The sequence below is a fragment of the Microbulbifer maximicatervae (SeqCode) genome (assembly GCF_052467615.1).
In genome coordinates this window covers 3,355,499-3,374,421 of record NZ_CP174319.1, presented here as the reverse complement: position 1 = coordinate 3,374,421, position 18,923 = coordinate 3,355,499, and the positions used below count along the sequence as shown (strand labels likewise).

Below are 18,923 nucleotides of genomic sequence, written 5' to 3'. Positions count from 1 at the left end.
TATCTGCGGAAAAAGGTTCCCATTCCGCAGATAAGTCTATTTTTGGCTTGCCTTGCTGAGGTTCGGCTTTGATAATGTCGACCGCTCATTTATTTCCGCTAATCCGTTTGGGTGGACCGGGGTCTAGGTTTGCCTGCGCTGTGATAGCCCAAAGTCGTTATTCTTATGCCTGAATTATCCATACCCGTTGTCGAAGGAGTTCGCCTCGCCAGTGTACCTGCCAGGGTCAAAGACTGGGAACGCAATGACCTGTTGTTGGTTGAGCTTGCTGAAGGAACTTCAGTTGCAGCCACTTTTACCCAGAATACTTTTTGTGCGGCTCCAGTAATGGTTGCTAAAGAGCATGTCGCCAAAGGAGAAGTGCGAGCCTTGGTGGTTAATGCCGGCAATGCCAATGCCGCTACTGGGGTAAGGGGGCTGGCGGATGCCCGGGCTACATGTGAGGCGGTGGCAGATGCACTGAAGATTTCTGCCGAGCAAGTATTGCCTTTTAGTACTGGCGTCATTGGTGAGCACTTACCGATGGAGAGGTTACTCGCTGCTATTCCGGGGTCTGCTGGACAGCTTGATCCCGCCGGATGGGAGTTGGCGGCCGAGTCCATTATGACTACGGACACCCGGCCAAAGATTGCGAGCCGCAAGTTAATGATTAATGGTGAAGAGATCACCGTTGTCGGTATTGCCAAAGGTTCCGGCATGATCCAGCCGAATATGGCTACCATGCTCGCCTATGTCGCCACTGATGCCGGTGTAACGCAGCCCCTGCTTGATCAAATGGTGCGCGAAGTTGTCGGGGCCTCATTTAATCGAATTAGCGTAGATGGAGATACCTCGACGAATGATGCTTGTGTTTTGATGGCCACAGGTGCGCGGGGGGAGATGATCAGCAGCTCTGAGAGCACTGGCTACCTGGAGCTGTATAGAGCAATTTCGGAAATACATATAGAGCTGGCCCAGGCCATTGTCAGGGACGGTGAGGGGGCGACCAAGTTTGTTACCGTACAAGTGGATGGCGCGCTCAGCAGTGAAGAGGCCTTGAGGGTAGCTTTTGAAGTCGGTGATTCTCCGCTGGTGAAAACTGCACTTTATGCCTCAGACCCCAACTGGGGTCGGCTGGTTATGGCGATCGGCAATGCTATCCAAGGTGAATTAGACACCGATAAGGTGGAAATTTTCCTCGATGATGTACAGGTGGTAAGTGCCGGTGGACGCGCATCTGGATATCAAGAGCAGGCTGGAGAGCAGGTATTTTCAAAACCTGAATTTACAATCCGTATAGAGCTGGGTCGAGGTGCCAGCAGTGAGCACATCTGGACCTGTGACTTCTCTCACGAGTATGTCACCATCAACGCAGAATATCGGACTTGAGGTAGTAGAGTGAGTAAGGTTGTCCATGTTGCTGTCGGTGTAGTAACCCGAGGGGATGGCAAGATCCTGATTGCCCGCCGTCCCGACCATTTGCATATGGGAGGGCGCTGGGAATTTCCCGGTGGCAAGGTGGAAGCTGGTGAGTCTGTGCAGGAGGCGCTCTATAGGGAGCTACTTGAAGAAGTGGCCATTGAAGTACAGGAGTTGCAGCCGCTGGTGGAAATTCGTCACGATTACCCTGAAAAAACAGTGCTGCTGGATACCTGGCAGGTAACGCAGTTCACGGGTGAGGCTCTTGGGCGAGAGCAGCAGGAAATCAAGTGGGTGTCTGCTGGGGAGCTGGATAAATTCCACTTCCCCGATGCCAATCAAGCAATTATTGAAGCGGTAAAAGGGAGTTTCTCCTAAGCTTCATCTTGAACAGCTGCTTGCAGGCAGCTGTTCAAGTGGATTGGATGGCCTTAATGGCGGGGCTTGTTCGGGTCCAGGTCATCACTCAGCACATCGTCATACACTGACTCCCCGGGAATCTTGTGTCCCTCACTAGCCCATTCGCCGAGATCAATCAGCTTGCAACGTTCGCTACAAAAAGGTTTGAAGGGAAACTTATCGCTCCACTCAATGGGCTTTTTGCAGGTAGGGCAGTTGAGTGTCGGCGTTACGCTGGATTTAGGCATAAGTTAGCTTGGGCTCTAAAGTGATCTGAATCGGAATTGTACTCTAATTAACTTAGCTCGATTGTTCCAACCGGGTAATCCGTAAGTACTGCCGGTGGAGCTGCTCTACTTGAGCTTTGAGTGAGGCTAAGTCACTAGCGTTATCCAGTACGTCATCCGCTTTCTCTAGTCGTTGTTTCCTTTTTAGCTGGGCCGCCATGATTTTGCGAATCTGCTCCCGCTGACTGTTATCTCGTGCACTGGCGCGCTCAAGCTGCAAAGCCTCGGGTAGATCGACTACACAAATCCTGTTAACGAGCTCATATTGGCCTGACTCAATCAGGAGGGGGGATTCCAATATTGCGTAGGGCCCCTGACTTGCGTTCAGTGAGGAAGTTATTTCTTCTCTAATCAGTGGGTGTAATAGACTTTCCAGCCATTGCCGTTCGCCCGGGTCGTCAAATATCAGTGTGCGCAGTTTGCTCCGGTTTAATTCGCCACTTTCCAGTAAGACATCGGCCCCGAAGTGTCGGGTTATCTGTTCCAGAGCGGGCTTTCCCGGTTGTACCACAACCCTTGCCGCCCAGTCTGCATCTACTACATTAATGCCCAGGCCACGGAAATACCCAGCTGCTGCTGACTTTCCGCTACCGATCCCGCCGGTTAAGCCTACGGTAAACAATGGCTGTCCTCCCCAAGAATAATTAAGGTTGCGGTATAGATAAAAACCCCGGCCAGATAGCTGGCCGGGGTCATAGTAATGCAATTGAATGGAGAGTAGGTAGCTGGCGGCTTAACCGGTAAGCCCAGAGATATTGAAATACCAGTTCATAATGTGGTTCCCCCACAGCATGGCGATCCAGCCGGCACCAGCGAGATAGGGGCCAAAAGCAATGGGCAGGTTTCGGTCCCGCCCTACGGCAATGCTCCAGGAAATTCCCGCGATAGCCCCTACGACGGCAGAAAGTAGGATGACCATCGGTAGCACCTGCCAGCCAAACCAAGCTCCAATAGCTGCCAGGATTTTAAAGTCACCAGCCCCCATACCTTCTTTGCCGGTAACAATCTTAAAGATGTGGAACACCAGCCAAAGAGATAGGTAGCCGGCAATAGCACCGATTACTGCGTCCTGCAGAGAAGCAAACACTCCCCAAATATTGATGATTAAACCGGCCCAGAGTAGCGGCAGAGTAATACTGTCTGGAAGCAGTTGCTTGTCAAAATCGATACCTGTTAAGGCGACCAAGGCCCAGGTAAAAAAGCATCCAGCCAGTGCCTGCCAGGTGAAGCCCAATTGCCAGACAACGATAGCGGTCAAAATGCCGGTAATCAGTTCCACCATTGGGTAACGTTTGGAAATGGAGGTGCCACAGGAGCCGCACTTACCGCGAAGAAATAGGTAGCTAACAATGGGGATATTTTGCCAGGCTTTGATCTCAACATGGCATTTGGGGCAGTGGGAGTGTGGTAGCACCAGATTAAAAGGCTTTTCTAACTCTTTCTGCTCCTCGCTAGGTGGCTTTTTATCAAAGTAACTATAGAAGTCCCGCTTATATTCCCGCTCCATCATAACGGGGAGACGCAGGATTACGACGTTTAAGAAGCTGCCTATAAGTAGGCCCAAAATAAAGGCGCTGCCTATAAGCAGCGCCGGGTAAAAGGTTAGGGTTTCAATCATCTGTCTTAAACAACTTGACCCAGCTGGAAAATAGGCAGGTACATGGCGATCATCAAGCCGCCGACCAGAATACCCAGGACTGCCATAATTAGCGGCTCAAGCAGAGTAGTAAGGTTGTCGACCATATTGTCTACAGCCTCTTCGTAGTAGTCGGCTGACTTACCCAGCATTTCATCCAGGGCACCAGATTCTTCACCGATGGCTGTCATTTGTATCAGCATGGTGGGAAAAACCCCCGATGTCCGCAGCGCGGTATTGAGGGGGATACCCGTTGCGACGGAATCTCTTATTTTAAGGGTTGCCTCGGTATAGATACTGTTTCCGGTTGCTCCTGCAACAGACTTAAGTGCGTCGATCAAGGGAACCCCGGCGGCAAAGGTTGTCGAAAGGGTACGGGCGAAACGCGCTGAGATAGAGTTGTAGGTAATTTGGCCGATAATTGGCAGTTTTAAAATAAGGCGGTCAAAAAACTCGGCCACTTTTTTATTGCGCTTTTTGGCTTCGATCGTGCCGCCAATACCGACAATAGTAATAACAAGGGCTATAAACCAGTTTGCCTGCATCCACTCTGACATGCTGACGACCAGTCTTGTGAATGCAGGTAGATCTGCTCCGAAACTAGAGAAAGTGGTGGCAAATTGAGGGACTACCTTGATTAGCAGAATTGAAGTTACAACAAGTGCAACTGCAATTACCGCAATAGGGTAGGTCATTGCTTTTTTGATTTTCGCCTTTAAGGATTCTGTTTTTTCCTTATAGGTGGCAATTCTGTCCAGCATGGTTTCCAGTGCGCCAGACTGTTCACCAGAGGCAACTAAGTTGCAGAATAAATCGTCAAAGTACATCGGGTGTTTACGCAGGGCATCTGCAAATGCTGTGCCCGAGGCAACTTCGGTGCGTATTTTATAAACTAATTCTTTGACCCCCTGGTTATCCATGCCGTCAGCAACAATCTCAAAGCTCTGTACCAGAGGTACACCAGCCTTCATCATGGTAGCCATCTGCCGAGTAAACAGCGCGATATCGGCAGGTTTGACTTTTTTCTTACCGCCGCCGAACAGGGGGGTAGGCTTCTTCTGTACGCGATTGGCGATGATTCCCTGTTTGCGCAGCTGGGCCTTTACCAGTGCTGGGCTCGTACCGTTGATCTCACCTTGAATTTTAGCTCCTTTACTGTCTACTCCCTTGTAGATGTATGCAACTGCTGTAGCGTTGGCCATAAATGTTACCCTGGATATACTTTTCACTTCTGCATTTTTGAAGTCGACAGAAGAGTGCTTTTGATTCTTTATTCGATATCTTAAAACTCGGCGGCTTATACCGGCTTAAAACGAGATTTCACTGCGGAGCCTAATCCCATATTAGGCTAATAGCAGTTAATCCTTCGTGACCCGGTTGGCCTCCTCCAGGCTGGTGACACCCATCACAACCTTTCTCAGTGCTGAAACTCTCAGATTGTTGAAGCCCTCTTGCCGAGCTTGATCTGCAATCTGAATAGAGTTGCCTCCTTCCATTATAATTCTGGAGATGCCGTCAGTAATGCGAACCACTTCATACACACCTACGCGGCCCTTATACCCTTTAGAGCAGTGCTCACAACCTACTGGCTGAAAGATACTCCAGTCGCTTTCAGGGATTGTAACGGCGGAAAAGCCCTCTGCCTCGAGTACTTCGGGTGGAAGGGTGGCTGGTTTCTTACACTCATTGCATAATCTTCGAGCCAAGCGCTGCGCAATAATAACGCTCACTGAGGTGGCAATATTAAAAGTAGGAACGCCCATATTCATTAGGCGAGTCAGGGTTTCCGGTGCAGAGTTGGTGTGTAGTGTTGAAAGCACCAAGTGCCCGGTTTGTGCCGCCTTAATGGCGATTTCGGCCGTTTCCAAGTCCCGAATTTCCCCTACCATAACAATATCGGGATCTTGCCGCAGGAACGAACGCAGGGCCTCGGCAAAGTCGAGCCCGACTTTTGCTGAAACATTGACCTGGTTGATGCCCTCGAGATTGATCTCTACCGGGTCCTCTGCAGTAGAGATATTGCGCTCCGGGGTGTTCAGGATATTAAGTCCTGTGTAAAGAGAGACCGTTTTTCCTGACCCTGTGGGGCCGGTAACTAATATCATTCCCTGTGGTTGGGCCAAGGCGTCCATATAGATTTGCTTTTGCTCATCCTCATACCCAAGGGCATCAATGCCGAGCTTGGCAGAGGAAGGGTCGAGAATACGCAGTACAATTTTCTCGCCCCAGAGAGTCGGCAGGCTGTTAACGCGGAAATCAATAGCCTTGGTTTTGGAGAGCTTCATTTTTATGCGGCCATCCTGGGGAACCCGCTTCTCAGAAATATCCATCTTGGACATCACTTTGAGACGTGCGGAAAGCCTGGAGGCCAGCTGGATGGGGGGCTTGGCAATTTCGTGCAAGACCCCATCGGTACGAAATCTCACCCTGTAGGATTTTTCATAAGGTTCGAAGTGGATATCTGAAGCCCCGGTGCGGATTGCGTCGAGAAGCACCTTATTTACAAAGCGAACTACCGGTGCTTCATCGCCACCGGGTTCTTCATCATTGCTGCGATCGGAATCGTCCTCACCAACATTGAGGGAATCAAGTTCCTCGTCCTCCATGCCATCGAGGCCCGCTCCCATATCGTCACCCTGGGACAGGTAGTTCTCAATGGCTTTGGCGAGCTTATCGGCTTCGACTATAACGGGGTCAGTATTCAACCCAGTATTAAAATTTATCTCATCCAGGCCGGCAAGATTGGTTGGGTCCGCCACCGCTACAAATAGCCGGTTGCCCCTTTTATACAGTGGAAGAGCGAAGTGTTTGCTGACAAGCTTATCGTCGACGATATCCCTTGGAATCAGCTCAAAGTTATAGCTGCTGAGGTCAAAAAGCGGAGTGCCAAATGCCTGTGAAGCGATCTTGGCGAGCTCAGAGCTTTTAACCAGTTTGGTTTCCGCTATATGCTGGACAAAGCTTTGATTTTCTCGCCGGGCCGCTTTAACGGCAGATAGCGCGGTTGATTCATCAAAAATTTGATCGGCAACCAAACGCTTGGCTAGGCCGCTAAGAGGGGGTGCTGTCATTGGTCACACTGCCGTATAGGGTTACTACATGCTTGTTGCTTAAGAAGCTGGGTTAGCCTAAAGCATTACATCCAAAGCGTATATTTTGGATATCGAACGGAATATAGCGAAATAATGAATGAGAGCCAATAAATTGAAAGCCTGACTAAATACCTAGGGTTTGGCCGTCAACTGCTAAAGAGTGACAATTTTTGTCGGATATCGAAGATTAGTGTCAATCTTCTTAGGGTGAATCTGATGCAGAGAACGAATGTGTGATCAGTAACGCAGTTGCAGGGTGGGATTGTAATTAGTATTTGTTAACGTTGGCACAAAGCTTGTATATTGTTCAGCGACTTCCTCACGGGATTCACTATTTCAAATAGTCTGTATGGAGACGGTTACAATGAAAAAGCAACAGGGTTTTACTCTTATTGAATTAATGATCGTAGTCGCGATCATCGGTATTTTGGCAGCTGTAGCTCTGCCGGCTTACCAAGATTACACCGCTCGCTCCCGAGTAGCAGAGGGCCTCAGTTTGGCTACTGAAGCGCGCGCAATTGTTGCTGACAACGCAGCTAACGTAGTGCGTGATGATGCCGGTGGTTTTGCTGCCGGTTACCCAATCTCTGGTGCAATTAATGCTGCTACTACTCCTTGTGCTGCTGCTGGTACTTGTACCCTGACTCTGGGTAATGACGGTGCCGCAGGTGGCTCCCAGAATGTAAACACCATTACAGTATCAACTTCTACTGGTCAGATTGATATCGCTTTCGGTAGTCGTGTGTCCGATGCAGCGACTAACACCCTGAGCTTGGTTCCGACTGCTGCAGGTGCTGCCCTGGTCGTAGAAACTCGTCCTACTGCACCAATTATCTGGACTTGCTACGCTGCGGGTAAGACTGGTGCTCCGGCAGCTGCAACTCTGCCAGGCAATATTGCACCGGCTGAATGTCGCGCATAATCCTGCTTAAGTTGTGATAAAAAGCCTCCTTTATAGGGGGCTTTTTTTGTTGATAAGGTGGGTGGATGTTATTTCAGGCAAAGTTAAAAGCGACGGGCTACCATGCTCTGGTTACATTATCGGTAGCGGCTTTGATGCTGGTTGCCGTTTATGGGATTTGGTATCCGGACGAACTTGCCGACATGATGGCGGGGGCGAATCTCTTTTTGCTTGTAATGGGCGTAGAGTTGGCCATGGGGCCTTTGATGTCCATGGTGATCTTTAACCCCCAGAAGCCCAGGCGTGAATTAGTCCGCGATTATCTTTTGGTGGGAACGGTACAGCTGGCTGCATTGATTTATGGGTTGTATGTAGTCACACTTTCGCGGCCGGTCTATCTGGTTTTTGTTAAAGATCGAATAGAAGTCGTTGCCGCTTCTGAGCTGGATGCCGTTGATATGAAAGCGGGAGCCAATGGCTATACGGATAAGCCCTGGTTCGGCCCAAAGCTGGTCTGTACAGAGGGGCCGGTAGATGCCCAGGAAAAATCAGATTTGCTTATCTCAGCGTTGAAAGGTAAAGACATCCAGTTGTACCCTAAATATTACCGGCCCTGTTTTAAGGATGAAATAGCCGGTAGGGCCTTTGGAAGGGACAATTTTGAACTTATTGCCAAGGCCAAACAGCAATCCCTACCTTCAAATCTACAGAATCAAGACTTCTTATGGTTGCCCGTTGTAACACGATTTGGGGCTTGGACCGCCGTTTTTACGAAGGAAGAGGGAGTTGATAACGCGACCTACTATGACATCTATCCTTTTGAGCAGAGATGACTTTTGGGTTGCCAGTGTTATGAGTTTAAAGCCTTCTCTCTTCCTATACTTAGATATGAACTCCTCCCTCACTAGGTGAAGTAGAGTTACTTGAGTGAGGGTTGCTCGATAAGGTCACTGGAGTACGTCTAGGGGAAGTCTCTTCAATGAAAATTTCTTGTCTTCTGGTAATTTTTTTCATTGATACTTAATATTCTTCTGGCGATGACATGGGTGGTCTTATAGCTGTTGTTATTGGCCCCTTTAGAGACTTGTAGCTCCCCATGAATAATCAATATGCCTCCATGGATAATCTCTGCTCTATATAAGGTTTGATAGGCCTCATAAATAACTACATTCATACAGCCTGTTTCATCTTCCAGGGTTAAAAACATCACTCCAGATGCGCTTCCAGGCCGTTGTCGGCAAGTTACCAGTCCAATGATGTCAATCTTTTCTTGATCAAGACGATAGGTAAGATCCTTTGCCTTAGTATATTTCTCAAATTTCTTTTGCCTTCTTAGTAGTGCGACAGGATGTTCGCCTAGAGTTAGTCCTGTACTGCTATAGTCAATCTCGCTACTGTCTTTTATATAATTTCGCGGTAAAAATTTTGTTTGTGGTTTGCTGTAATCGGTTTCTATAGAAGTCCAATTGTCGTTATGGCGATTTTGAGTCAAGCTGATAAATGCATTAGCCTTAGTAAGGCAGGAAAGCTGCTCATGGTTTAGCTTTAAAGTTTCTTGAAACTGTCCTAAAGAAAGGACTTTTGTATCCGCTCTAAGCTTTAGGATAGCTTTCTCTGTGGTTTCTTTTAGCCCTTTAATTAGACGCATGCCCAGGCGTAAAGCGGGAGTTTTACCGTTGAATGTTGAATTTTCCCTGAGCGGTACTGCCGGCGTATTAACTACTGATTTTCCTTTAGCGTAGTAATTTTTCGATGAACCTCTTTCTTGAGGTGAAGAGGGCTCTTGTATCTCTAAGCTGTGATCCCAATAGCTATAAAGTACATCAATAGGCAAAACCTTAACTCCGTGGCGTTGAGCATCATAAACCAGCTGTGCCGGAGCATAGAACCCCATCGGCTGACTGTTGAGCAGCCCACAGTAAAAGGCCGCTGGATGATGGTATTTAATCCAGGCAGAAAAATAGGCTAAAAGCGCAAAGCTTGCAGAGTGAGATTCGGGGAAGCCATAGGAGCCGAACCCCTTCATCTGGTTGAAGAGCTGCTCAGCAAAACTTTCCATATAGCCATTACTTTGCATTCCCCGCACAAGCTTATCCTTGAATTTATACAAGTCCCCATTTTTTCCCCAGCTGGCCATGGCTCGGCGAAGTTCATCCGCTTCACCGCCGCTAAACCCTGCTGCGACCATCGAAAGTTGAATAACTTGTTCTTGAAATATAGGAACACCGAGAGTGCGCTCAAGCACTGGGCGTAAACTGTTATGAGGGTAGCAGACGGTCTCCAATCCCTGCTTGCGTTTCAAATAGGGGTGTACCATGCCGCCTTGAATTGGCCCGGGGCGGACAATGGCGATTTCTATAGTAAGCTCATAAAAATTTCGAGGTTGTAATCTTGGCAGCATGCTCATTTGAGCGCGAGATTCAATTTGAAAGACTCCAACGGTATCGGCCTTGCACATCATTTCGTAGACCTGTGGATCTTCGGCGGGAATATCCTGCAATCGCAATTTGGGGCCGTATAGAGCAATATAATTCAGGGATTTACGCAGTGCAGTTAGCATACCCAGGGCGAGCACATCGACCTTCATTAGTTTTAAGTCTTCGATATCCTCTTTGTCCCATTGGATTAGGGTGCGATCCTCCATAGCGGCATTTTCAATAGGAACCAACTGGTGTAATGGTTGTTCTGTAATAACAAAACCACCCACATGTTGCGATAGATGTCTTGGAAAACCATATATTTGCTGTAGTAACTGCGGGAACATTTTTCCTATTGCGCTACTCGGATCTATTCCCACTTTTTGCATCTGCTGGGGGAAGCTATCTAGAGTGTCCCACCAGGCGCGTTCAGCAATAAGTTGTTCTATTGTGGCAGCGTTGATACCAAGGGCTTTGCCGATATCTCTTACGGCGCTTTTAAAGCGGTAGGTGATCTTGCTAGCGGTAAGTCCAGCTCTTTCGCGGCTATATTTTGTGTAAATATACTGAATAACTTCTTCACGTCTTTCGTGCTCAAAGTCTACATCAATATCTGGGGGTTCATTGCGTTCCCGTGAGATAAACCGTTCAAATAGCAGACCAATTTTATGAGGGTCTATTTCTGTGATGAATAGGCAGTAGCAAACTACTGAATTGGCTGCAGAGCCACGGCCCTGATATAAGATATGGTTTTCGCGGGCAAACTGGACTATATCGTAAATGGTTAGAAAGTAATGCTCATATTGCAGTTCTGCTATTATTGCGAGTTCTTTATTGATAATCTCATCAATTCTCTTTTCAGGACCCCGTGGCCAGCGAGCAGACTTTCCTATTTGAACTAGCTTCTTTAAATAGCTGCTCGCATTACTTTCTTGAGGGATAACTTCTGATGGGTATTCATAGCTGAGTTCACTCAAGCAAAAAGTACACTGTTTGGCAATGAAGTTGGTATTGTCTATAGACTCTTTGGAGTTTAACGACTGGATATCACCTAAGCTGCGAAGGTAACGTTCAGCATTTTGCTCAATACGATACCCTAGATTATCCAGGGTACAGTTATGGTAATTTGCGTTAAGTACATCTTGTAGTGGCTTTCGGCTATAGCAGTGCATCAATACATGATTGGTTGCAACCAAGGAAATACTCTCTCTTCTTGCAAGCTCAGTAACTCTATTGGACTTAAGGCTTTCCTCTGCGTGTAGGTGATTATTGATGGCAATGTAAAGCCGTTCGCTGAAGGTTTTCTTAATTTCTTCAGGTATTTCTATCTCATTAAAATTTGGAATCCAGATGGCAATTAGGTTTTTACATAACTCTACCAAGTCACTTTGATAAGTAATGTAGGTTCCTTTTTTTGCCCTTAAGCGTGATTTTGAAATTAACTGGCATAGCTCGCTGTAGGCAGTTTTGTCCGGAGCCAGTAGAACTATTTCTATGCTGTTATGGAGCCGGAAATAACTGCCAAAAATTAGTTTAAACTCGGGATTTTTAGAGTCTGTAGACTTGATGGTTTCAAGTTCTTTATAGGCTCTAACAGCTCCGGAAAGGGAGCATTCATCGGTGATAGCAAGGGCTGTATATTGCAGGTTGTAAGCAGTTTGGACTAATTCCTGCGGATGCGATGCCCCCTGCAGAAAAGAAAAGTTGCTTTGACAAAAGAGTTCGGCGTACCTCATGCTGATTCTCTCGGCGTCTATCTGTTGATTGTGATGGGATTTGGGTTTTGGTGAAGATCAGTATTAAGAAAGGGGTTTAGGCTTAGCTATAAACGCCATGTAAAAACCACTCTTCGGTTGTAAGATCCTGAAAGACCCAGTAGAGCTCATCTCTTTTATTTCTTGCGATATAGTAATCCCGCCCATGACGCCCGTGCTGCCACCAATAGCCATCAATTCGCTCTGGCCCCTGTAATAGTTGTAGCTCTCCCTGATAAAATAACTTGTGCTCGCTACTTTCCAGTTTGGTTGGACGAGCTAATAGCCAGTTGGGGCGCGGTGCTTGGATGGGCTTAATTTGCTGTCCCTTAGCGTTACTTTTAATTATCAGGGTATCTGTATTTTGCCAGGCCTGCTCTGGTAGGTAGCTTTCTTTTAGGGCAATTCCCGAGAGTGCTTGATGACCGAGGCGGGCTTTTAATTTGTCTAATAGCTGTTGATTGCGTTTATGTTGGCTGCCTTCACCAAATAAATCTTCATCCAGTGATCCCTGCTCCAAGGGGAGTAAATGCTTGCAATTTAAGCTGATGGACTGCACTGGCTGATCAAGAGTTACTCTTTCCATTTGCAGCTTGGTTAGTGCTATTAGGCGTTGAGGGTCCAACTGCGGAGTGGAGAGTTCTACGGTTATTTCCTGAGATTTATTTTGGCCGAAATCCATATGCCAATTTAACTGTTGTGTGTAGAGCTGGCGTCGCTGCAACTGGAAGCATAATTCCCTTAGTAGGCGGCCGATAGGAAATAGCAGCTGTTCGCTATTATCCAAGGGGCTGGGGAAAAATAGCTCGCTGCGGAATTGTGCTGGGGGCTGATAACTACAGACTGGATCTTGGCGAGTTCCGTTCAGGCGTGCCAGGTAGTCCACAAATGGGCGACCAAAACGAGAGCCTACCTCAGAGAGTGGAATAGCGAGCAGCTGGCTTACTCGCTTGATACCACATGCGTAGAGCTTGGAAATAGTTTTGTTGTCGCAATTAAGGAGCTTGGATGGGGCAAAGCTAATCCACTGTCTCCACTGCTGAGGGCTGGGCGGAGAATCTGATTGCGCAAGCCAGTGCCGGTGTTCGGTCAGTTGGCTTAGCATATGAGCTGCACTGGGACTGTGGCCGAGGCCCATCAGGCTGTAGATCCCCATCTGTTCAAGCTCATCGCTCAGCTGTTGTATCAATGCCTTGAAGCCACCGCTGGCTTTTAGGCAGCCACTCAGTTCCAGATAGAGGTGGGCGGGAGTGCTCTCGCCATTACTCAAAAGCCCTGCGGACTGAGGTGATACAAGTGGTGTAAAGCTGTATGCCCACTGGGCCAGCTGCTGTAACTCTTGTTGTTCCCGCTGGGAATCGCGTTGTAGCAGCTGTAAGTCTGCACAGAGAGCAGACGCAGTGGCAATACTGAGCCCGGTCTCGACGCCGCATTGGGATGCCGCTGGGTTTCTATCAATCACCAACTGTTTTTCAACCACAACTTGGGGTAGAGCCTCTTCTCCTTGTTGCTGAGCGCGGGTCAGAACTTCTAACGGAAGCCTGGGGAATTGAATACAAAGCCAGAGCATGGAGCTATCCCTCGGAACCGTTCAGTGCATTGGTTGGTCCCGTCGGACCAGTTTTGCTGCTCTTGCCAAATAGAGGTTCTGGCCTGAATTTCCACCCAATTGCTTTAAAAGCCTTAGTGCCAGCTCTCCTTCCCTGGGAGTGAGCTGTATGCGCAAGCTCGCGGGTGAGGGGTTTGCTGATTCACACTGAGGGCGAAAGTGGAAGTGCAGACAGTCCCCATTGCGGGCAGCGAGTTGCAGGCGACGAAGATCTTTATGCTTCTGGGATTGCCGCCCCTGCCAGCTGAGTAAGGCACCACAGCTTCCGGATTGTAGGGACTGCTCGATCGCCCAGAGAGTATCCTTGGGGCCTCGGGGGTGCAGGATCAGCAGGTTCTCAAGGCGGATACCACTGTTGGCCAATGAGGGCGCATAGGGGATATGGGGTGGATTGACCAGTATGATCATTTGCCCCCTCTGAGTGAGATTTGCCAGGGCCGGAAGTATCAGGGTGAGTTCACCGATACCCATCTGGTCCATGAGTAGCTCAGTAGTGGCCCCTCTTGGCCAGCCGTGGTTCGCTAGGAGGGCATCGAGGCTTGGATAACCACTGGCGATGCCGTTTCGCTGTCGTCGGGGTTCATTCGCTGCTTGCCAGATATCGGCTCTGGTGAGTAGCTGTGCCAGTTTCTGGTGTTTTGCCTGGCGGTCTAACTGATTGTTTTCTATGAAGTTTTCTGCGCTGCCCACGATTCCACCACTGAATTTTAGTCCGATCTGGCCACTATCTTCGCCTTAAACTGTATGTGCATACAGTAGCACTGTTAATTTATACAGTATCTGTCCAGTGGTAACAAGTGAGAATTCCTTGGATAGGCACTTTTTTGCACAGCCTAAACCGGCTATGATTCCGCCTCTTTAATTGAGCACTAATTATTCTATTCAGGGGGGACGGAGTGAGTATCAAGTCCGACAAGTGGATTCGCCGCATGGCAGAGCAGCACGGTATGATTGAGCCTTTTGAGGCCGGTCAGGTGCGTCATAACGATAATGGCGATCGACTCATCTCCTATGGCACCTCCAGCTATGGCTACGATGTTCGCTGTGCTCGTGAATTTAAGATTTTCACCAATGTTCACTCAGCGACAGTTGACCCCAAGACCTTCGATGAAAACAGCTTTGTGGATGTTGAAGGCGACCACTGCATTATTCCGCCAAACTCCTTTGCCCTGGCGCGTACAGTGGAGTATTTCCGTATCCCGCGCTCTGTATTGACGGTTTGCCTGGGGAAATCCACTTATGCCCGTTGCGGCATTATCGTCAATGTGACGCCACTGGAGCCGGAGTGGGAAGGTCATGTGACTTTGGAGTTCTCAAATACCACTAACTTGCCTGCGAAGATCTATGCCAACGAGGGTGTGGCACAGATGCTGTTCTTCGAATCCGATGAAGTTTGTGATGTGTCCTATGCCGATCGTGGTGGCAAATACCAGGGCCAGCGCGGCGTTACCTTGCCTCGCACCTGATCACCGGTCTTACTGCAGTACTATTTCCTACCTATGACAGAGGTTTCTACCAGCCAGCTACCTGAAAGCGTCGATGTATTGGTCATTGGCGCTGGGGCAGCTGGACTAATGTGCGCGGCTACAGCGGGCCAGCGCGGGCGCAACGTGTTGGTCCTGGACCACGCCAACAAAGTCGGAAAGAAAATCCTGATGTCTGGTGGTGGCCGTTGCAACTTTACCAATCTCTACACCAGTGCAGAGAACTTCTACAGTAACAACCCCCATTTCTGTAAGTCCGCCTTGGCTCGCTATAGCCAGTGGGACTTTATTGCATTGGTGGAAAAGCACGGGGTTGCCTATCACGAAAAAACTCTCGGTCAGCTCTTTTGCGACAATAAATCAAGGGATATTGTCGACTTGTTACTAGCGGAATGCCGTGCGGCTAAGGCACAGATCCGCACGCGCTGTAGCATTACTCAAATTCGAGCTTTGGGGCAGGGGTATAAGGTCGAAACCAGTATGGGGACGGTTACCTGTGAATCCTTGGTCGTGGCTACTGGAGGCCTTTCTATTCCCACCATGGGGGCGAGCGGGTTTGGATATGAGATCGCTAAGCAGTTTGGGCTTGATGTAGTCCCAACTCGAGCAGCGCTAGTGCCATTCACCCAGCATAAACGGCAATTAGAGCGTCAGGGTACCCTGCCCGGCACCTCTCTATCAGTGACCGCTTCTTGCGCTGAAGGTAGTTTCCAGGAGCAGATGCTGTTCACTCACAGGGGGCTGAGTGGGCCAGCGGTTTTGCAAGTTTCCAGCCACTGGCGAGAAGGTCAAACGGTAATATTTGACTTGGCTCCAGAGAAAAATCTGGCAAAGTGGTTACCGCTGCGCCGACATCAGAGCCCGGATAGCCACTTGCACAGCGTTTTGGCTGAGGTTTGGAGCAAAAAGTTAGTACAGTTTTTCCTGCAGCGAGCGCAAATTACCAGCCGCCCCCTAAAACAGTTTGGGGAGGGGGAATTACAGCAAGCCGGGGAAAAGTTACAAAGCTGGAAATTGGTACCGGCGGGCACTGAGGGTTATCGCACTGCTGAGGTAACATTAGGTGGAGTCGATACTGCACAGGTCTCTTCCCGTACTATGGAATGTAAAACCCGGCAGGGGCTTTATTTTATTGGCGAGGTTCTCGACGTAACCGGCTGGCTCGGTGGGTTTAATTTTCAATGGGCTTGGGCTTCAGGTCATGCCGCAGGAGAGGTGGCTTAATGGGAGATGTTATTCCTTTCAAAAGAAAAACCGCTTGGCAAAAGCACAAGGGCAGCACCCTTTGCAGGGAAGGCTTTCATAAATGGAAAGTGGTCACCGAGCGCAAGTTTGACGTAAAGCAGGGAAAGTTGGTTACTGAATATCGCTGTGAACGCTGTGGAAAAACAAAAATTAAACACTTGTAAATTTTCACTCCCGCCAAGTCCGATATTCATAGGTCGGCTCAATTAAAAATTCGGTAATTTACTTTCCCCTACTAAGAGAATTGTTAAAATTTAACATCTCTAATACGGGTGATTACTGCGAAAAGATATTTTGGGGTCTCAGGAATTTCTATAATTCGCCCATCTATGATTATGGGGTTAGCAAATAATGCAACGTTACTGTTGAGTTACGCAGTAACGTTGCATAGGTTTATAAGTAGATTAAGAAACTGATTTGGTTTGCCCTGATAGATAGTCTACTGAACTGTGCCTCTTTAGGTTCAGCACACCTTGTGTTACTTGCCATGTGGTAGCCAGTGCACCGACGATAAACACCACATCACCAATAGTTCGTATCCATCTTAGAGTAACTAGCGCTCCACTTTGCATTAGGGTTTCACTGCGGGCATACCAAAGGCCTTCTGAAGCGCTCGCCATAAACTGGATAATACCGACAGGTAAAAGGCTGGTGAACAACATTAAAGCCAAACCTATATTCATCCACCAGAATGCCGTTCTCATTAATTTCTCGCTAAATATAAACTGGGGACGAATATATCTAAGAACGAGTAAACTAAAGCCCAATGCCAAGAACCCATATACTCCAAACAATGCACCATGGGCATGTGTGGCCGTGGTATTTAAGCCCTGAAGATAATATAACGCTATCGGTGGGTTAATGGTAAAGCCAAGTACGCCTGCTCCTAACATATTCCAGAAAGCAACAGCCACAAAAAACATCAAAGGCCATTTGATTTTTACCATCCAGGGTGCACGATTTTTTAAGCTATAGTGATCCCAGGCTTCATAACCCAATAAGATAAGTGGGACCACTTCGAGCGCACTAAATGTGGCCCCTACCGCCATAACTGGTGTTGTCGTCCCTGAGAAATATAGGTGGTGAAAAGTTCCCGGTACCCCCCCTAGTAGAAATAATGACGCTGATGCTAGAGAAGTCACAGTAGCCATGCGTTTAGATACAAGGCCCATACTGAAGAAGATAAATGCAAGCGCAGTTGTAGCAAAAACTTCAAAGAAACCTTCTACCCATAAGTGCACTATCCACCAGCGCCAAAACTCCATGACCGATATGTGTGTGCGCTCGCCATAAAAGAAGCCTGCACCATAAAACAATCCTATGGCAATTACGGAGGCAGTAAACAGGGCTAGCAGGTTTTTATCACCTTTTTGCTTTAATGCTGGAACAATGCCGCGCAGCATTAATGCCAACCATAATACGATGCCGGTAAATTTACCGATTTGCCATAGTCTGCCAAGATCTACAAATTCATATCCTTGATGACCTAGCCAAAAGCTGAGTTCTGGTGGCAGAGTTTGCGCAATGGCTAGATAATTGCCGACAAATGATCCAATAACGACTGCTATTAATGCCCAAAACAATATATCAACACCAAGTTTTTGGAACTTAGGATCTTTACCACCGTTGATAATTGGAGCAAGAAATAGTCCGGCAGCTAAAAATCCTGTAGCTATCCAAAATAGAGCAGCCTGTATATGCCAGGTGCGTACCAGGCTGTATGGAAACCACTCCGATGTTTCTATCCCATAGAACCCTTGTCCTTCGACAGTATAGTGGGCAGTAAAACCACCCAAGAAAACTTGGAAAGTAAATAGTCCTACTATAGCTAGTAAGTATTTTCCAAGAGCTTTCTGTGAGGGGGTTAATTTGAAGGTGCTGATTGGATCTTGCTTGGGGGCAGTAGGGTGTTTGTCTTCAGTGCGTAGGAACGCCCATGCCCAAACTAGGGCGCCAATACCGGCAATCAATAAGACCACGCTAATAATAGACCAAATAATATTTTCGCTAGTTGGCTTATTATCAATTAATGGTTCGTGGGGCCAATTGTTAGTGTAGGTTGCGCCACCTGTTGAACGCTCGGTTGAAGCTACCCAGGATGTCCAAAAGAAGAACTCAGTAAGTCGCGCTCGGCGATCCGCATCGGGCAGTGTAACCTCTTTCATTGCGTAATTTGCGCGGGTTGGCTGTAAAGCGGGGTCACCTCCAAAAAGTGCATCATAATATTTTGCGGTTTGCTCTATAGCTGTGACTCTTCGCTTAGATAAAGTGGCAATTCCAGATTCGCTGCTATAGGTGTTGGTTCTATAATCTAATTTAAGATCATAGAGAAGTTTGTGTTTTTCCCTTTTGGATAAAGATTCATATGGGAGACCAAATTCCGCTTTTGACGCTATTGATAACCAATTAATTAGCTCTCGATGTAACCAATCAGCGGTCCAGTCTGGGGCCTGGTAGGCACCATGCCCCCAAATAGATCCCAGTTGCATTCCTCCAACGGATTGCCAAGAAGTTTGGCCATCTAAAATTTTATCTTTAGTGGTCAGTATTTTGCCATTTTCTGAGACAAATGCCTCAGGTATCGGGGGTGCCTTCCGATATATTTCACTGCCAAAATATCCGAGTATTGAAAAGGTTACAACTAAAACGCCGATCAATGTCCACCAAAGAGATTTGTAAGTTCTCATCAGAATTATCCTTG

At 47.9% G+C, this 18,923-nt stretch carries 16 protein-coding genes; 7 read left to right on the top strand and 9 right to left on the bottom strand.

All coding sequences use genetic code 11. The features are described from left to right. The first annotated feature begins 165 nt into the window (after positions 1-165). Together argJ and mutT are read left to right on the top strand one after the other, a co-directional pair. The gene (gene argJ, locus ACJJIM_RS14920) at positions 166-1,368 is read left to right on the top strand and encodes a bifunctional glutamate N-acetyltransferase/amino-acid acetyltransferase ArgJ (protein WP_444911374.1); all 1,203 of its coding nucleotides are present in this window, start codon (positions 166-168) and stop codon (positions 1,366-1,368) included. 9 nt (positions 1,369-1,377) lie between these two features. Beyond that, a complete protein-coding gene (gene mutT, locus ACJJIM_RS14915; protein ID WP_444911373.1) occupies positions 1,378-1,776 on the top strand; it encodes an 8-oxo-dGTP diphosphatase MutT in 399 nt (132 codons plus the stop codon). Positions 1,777-1,829: 53 nt separating this feature from the next. Here mutT and yacG read toward each other — a convergent pair whose 3' ends face one another. The 5 genes from yacG to pilB form a co-directional block, all read right to left on the bottom strand. Continuing rightward, complete coding sequence (gene yacG, locus ACJJIM_RS14910) at positions 1,830-2,045, bottom strand: DNA gyrase inhibitor YacG (RefSeq protein ID WP_108734183.1); 216 nt, start codon at positions 2,043-2,045, stop codon at positions 1,830-1,832. 52 nt (positions 2,046-2,097) lie between these two features. Further along, positions 2,098-2,706, bottom strand: coding sequence for a dephospho-CoA kinase (gene coaE / locus ACJJIM_RS14905; RefSeq protein WP_444911372.1), 609 nt, complete (start codon positions 2,704-2,706; stop codon positions 2,098-2,100). Positions 2,707-2,817: 111 nt separating this feature from the next. Further along, positions 2,818-3,702 carry a prepilin peptidase gene (locus ACJJIM_RS14900; protein WP_444911371.1) on the bottom strand — a complete coding sequence of 295 codons (885 nt, stop codon included), beginning with the start codon at positions 3,700-3,702 and terminating at the stop codon, positions 2,818-2,820. Between the two features lie 5 nt (positions 3,703-3,707). Beyond that, positions 3,708-4,922, bottom strand: coding sequence for a type II secretion system F family protein (locus ACJJIM_RS14895; RefSeq protein WP_444911370.1), 1,215 nt, complete (start codon positions 4,920-4,922; stop codon positions 3,708-3,710). Between the two features lie 156 nt (positions 4,923-5,078). Beyond that, positions 5,079-6,791: a type IV-A pilus assembly ATPase PilB gene (gene pilB / locus ACJJIM_RS14890; protein WP_444911369.1), complete on the bottom strand. Its 1,713-nt coding sequence runs from the start codon at positions 6,789-6,791 to the stop codon at positions 5,079-5,081. 385 nt (positions 6,792-7,176) lie between these two features. Between pilB and ACJJIM_RS14885 the strand changes: the two genes are divergently transcribed. Beyond that, positions 7,177-7,734: a pilin gene (locus ACJJIM_RS14885; RefSeq protein ID WP_444911368.1), complete on the top strand. Its 558-nt coding sequence runs from the start codon at positions 7,177-7,179 to the stop codon at positions 7,732-7,734. Positions 7,735-7,799: 65 nt separating this feature from the next. After that, complete coding sequence (locus tag ACJJIM_RS14880; protein ID WP_444911367.1) at positions 7,800-8,546, top strand: hypothetical protein; 747 nt, start codon at positions 7,800-7,802, stop codon at positions 8,544-8,546. A gap of 143 nt (positions 8,547-8,689) precedes the next feature. Here ACJJIM_RS14880 and ACJJIM_RS14875 read toward each other — a convergent pair whose 3' ends face one another. From ACJJIM_RS14875 to imuA, 3 genes are all read right to left on the bottom strand, one after another. Next, positions 8,690-11,866: an error-prone DNA polymerase gene (locus tag ACJJIM_RS14875; protein ID WP_444911366.1), complete on the bottom strand. Its 3,177-nt coding sequence runs from the start codon at positions 11,864-11,866 to the stop codon at positions 8,690-8,692. 82 nt (positions 11,867-11,948) lie between these two features. After that, positions 11,949-13,454 (bottom strand): Y-family DNA polymerase, encoded by a 1,506-nt coding sequence (locus ACJJIM_RS14870; RefSeq protein ID WP_413662996.1) that lies wholly within the window; start codon positions 13,452-13,454, stop codon positions 11,949-11,951. A gap of 21 nt (positions 13,455-13,475) precedes the next feature. Continuing rightward, positions 13,476-14,183 carry a translesion DNA synthesis-associated protein ImuA gene (gene imuA / locus ACJJIM_RS14865; protein ID WP_444911365.1) on the bottom strand — a complete coding sequence of 236 codons (708 nt, stop codon included), beginning with the start codon at positions 14,181-14,183 and terminating at the stop codon, positions 13,476-13,478. A gap of 206 nt (positions 14,184-14,389) precedes the next feature. On the opposite strand from imuA, the gene dcd reads away from it, so the two are divergent. Genes dcd through ACJJIM_RS14850 form a run of 3 tightly spaced genes read left to right on the top strand, consistent with a single transcriptional unit; the run spans position 14,390 to position 16,386 of the window. Next, positions 14,390-14,959, top strand: coding sequence for a dCTP deaminase (dcd, locus tag ACJJIM_RS14860; protein ID WP_282933840.1), 570 nt, complete (start codon positions 14,390-14,392; stop codon positions 14,957-14,959). 33 nt (positions 14,960-14,992) lie between these two features. Beyond that, on the top strand, positions 14,993-16,201 hold the full coding sequence (locus ACJJIM_RS14855; protein WP_413662994.1) for an NAD(P)/FAD-dependent oxidoreductase: 1,209 nt from the start codon (positions 14,993-14,995) through the stop codon (positions 16,199-16,201). Continuing rightward, positions 16,201-16,386, top strand: coding sequence for a hypothetical protein (locus tag ACJJIM_RS14850; protein WP_413662993.1), 186 nt, complete (start codon positions 16,201-16,203; stop codon positions 16,384-16,386). Before ACJJIM_RS14855 ends, ACJJIM_RS14850 begins: the two co-directional genes overlap by 1 nt. Positions 16,387-16,626: 240 nt before the next feature. On the opposite strand, the gene ACJJIM_RS14845 is transcribed toward ACJJIM_RS14850, so the two are convergent. Further along, positions 16,627-18,909: a nitric-oxide reductase large subunit gene (locus ACJJIM_RS14845; RefSeq protein WP_444911364.1), complete on the bottom strand. Its 2,283-nt coding sequence runs from the start codon at positions 18,907-18,909 to the stop codon at positions 16,627-16,629. Between the last annotated feature and the right edge of the window lie 14 nt (positions 18,910-18,923).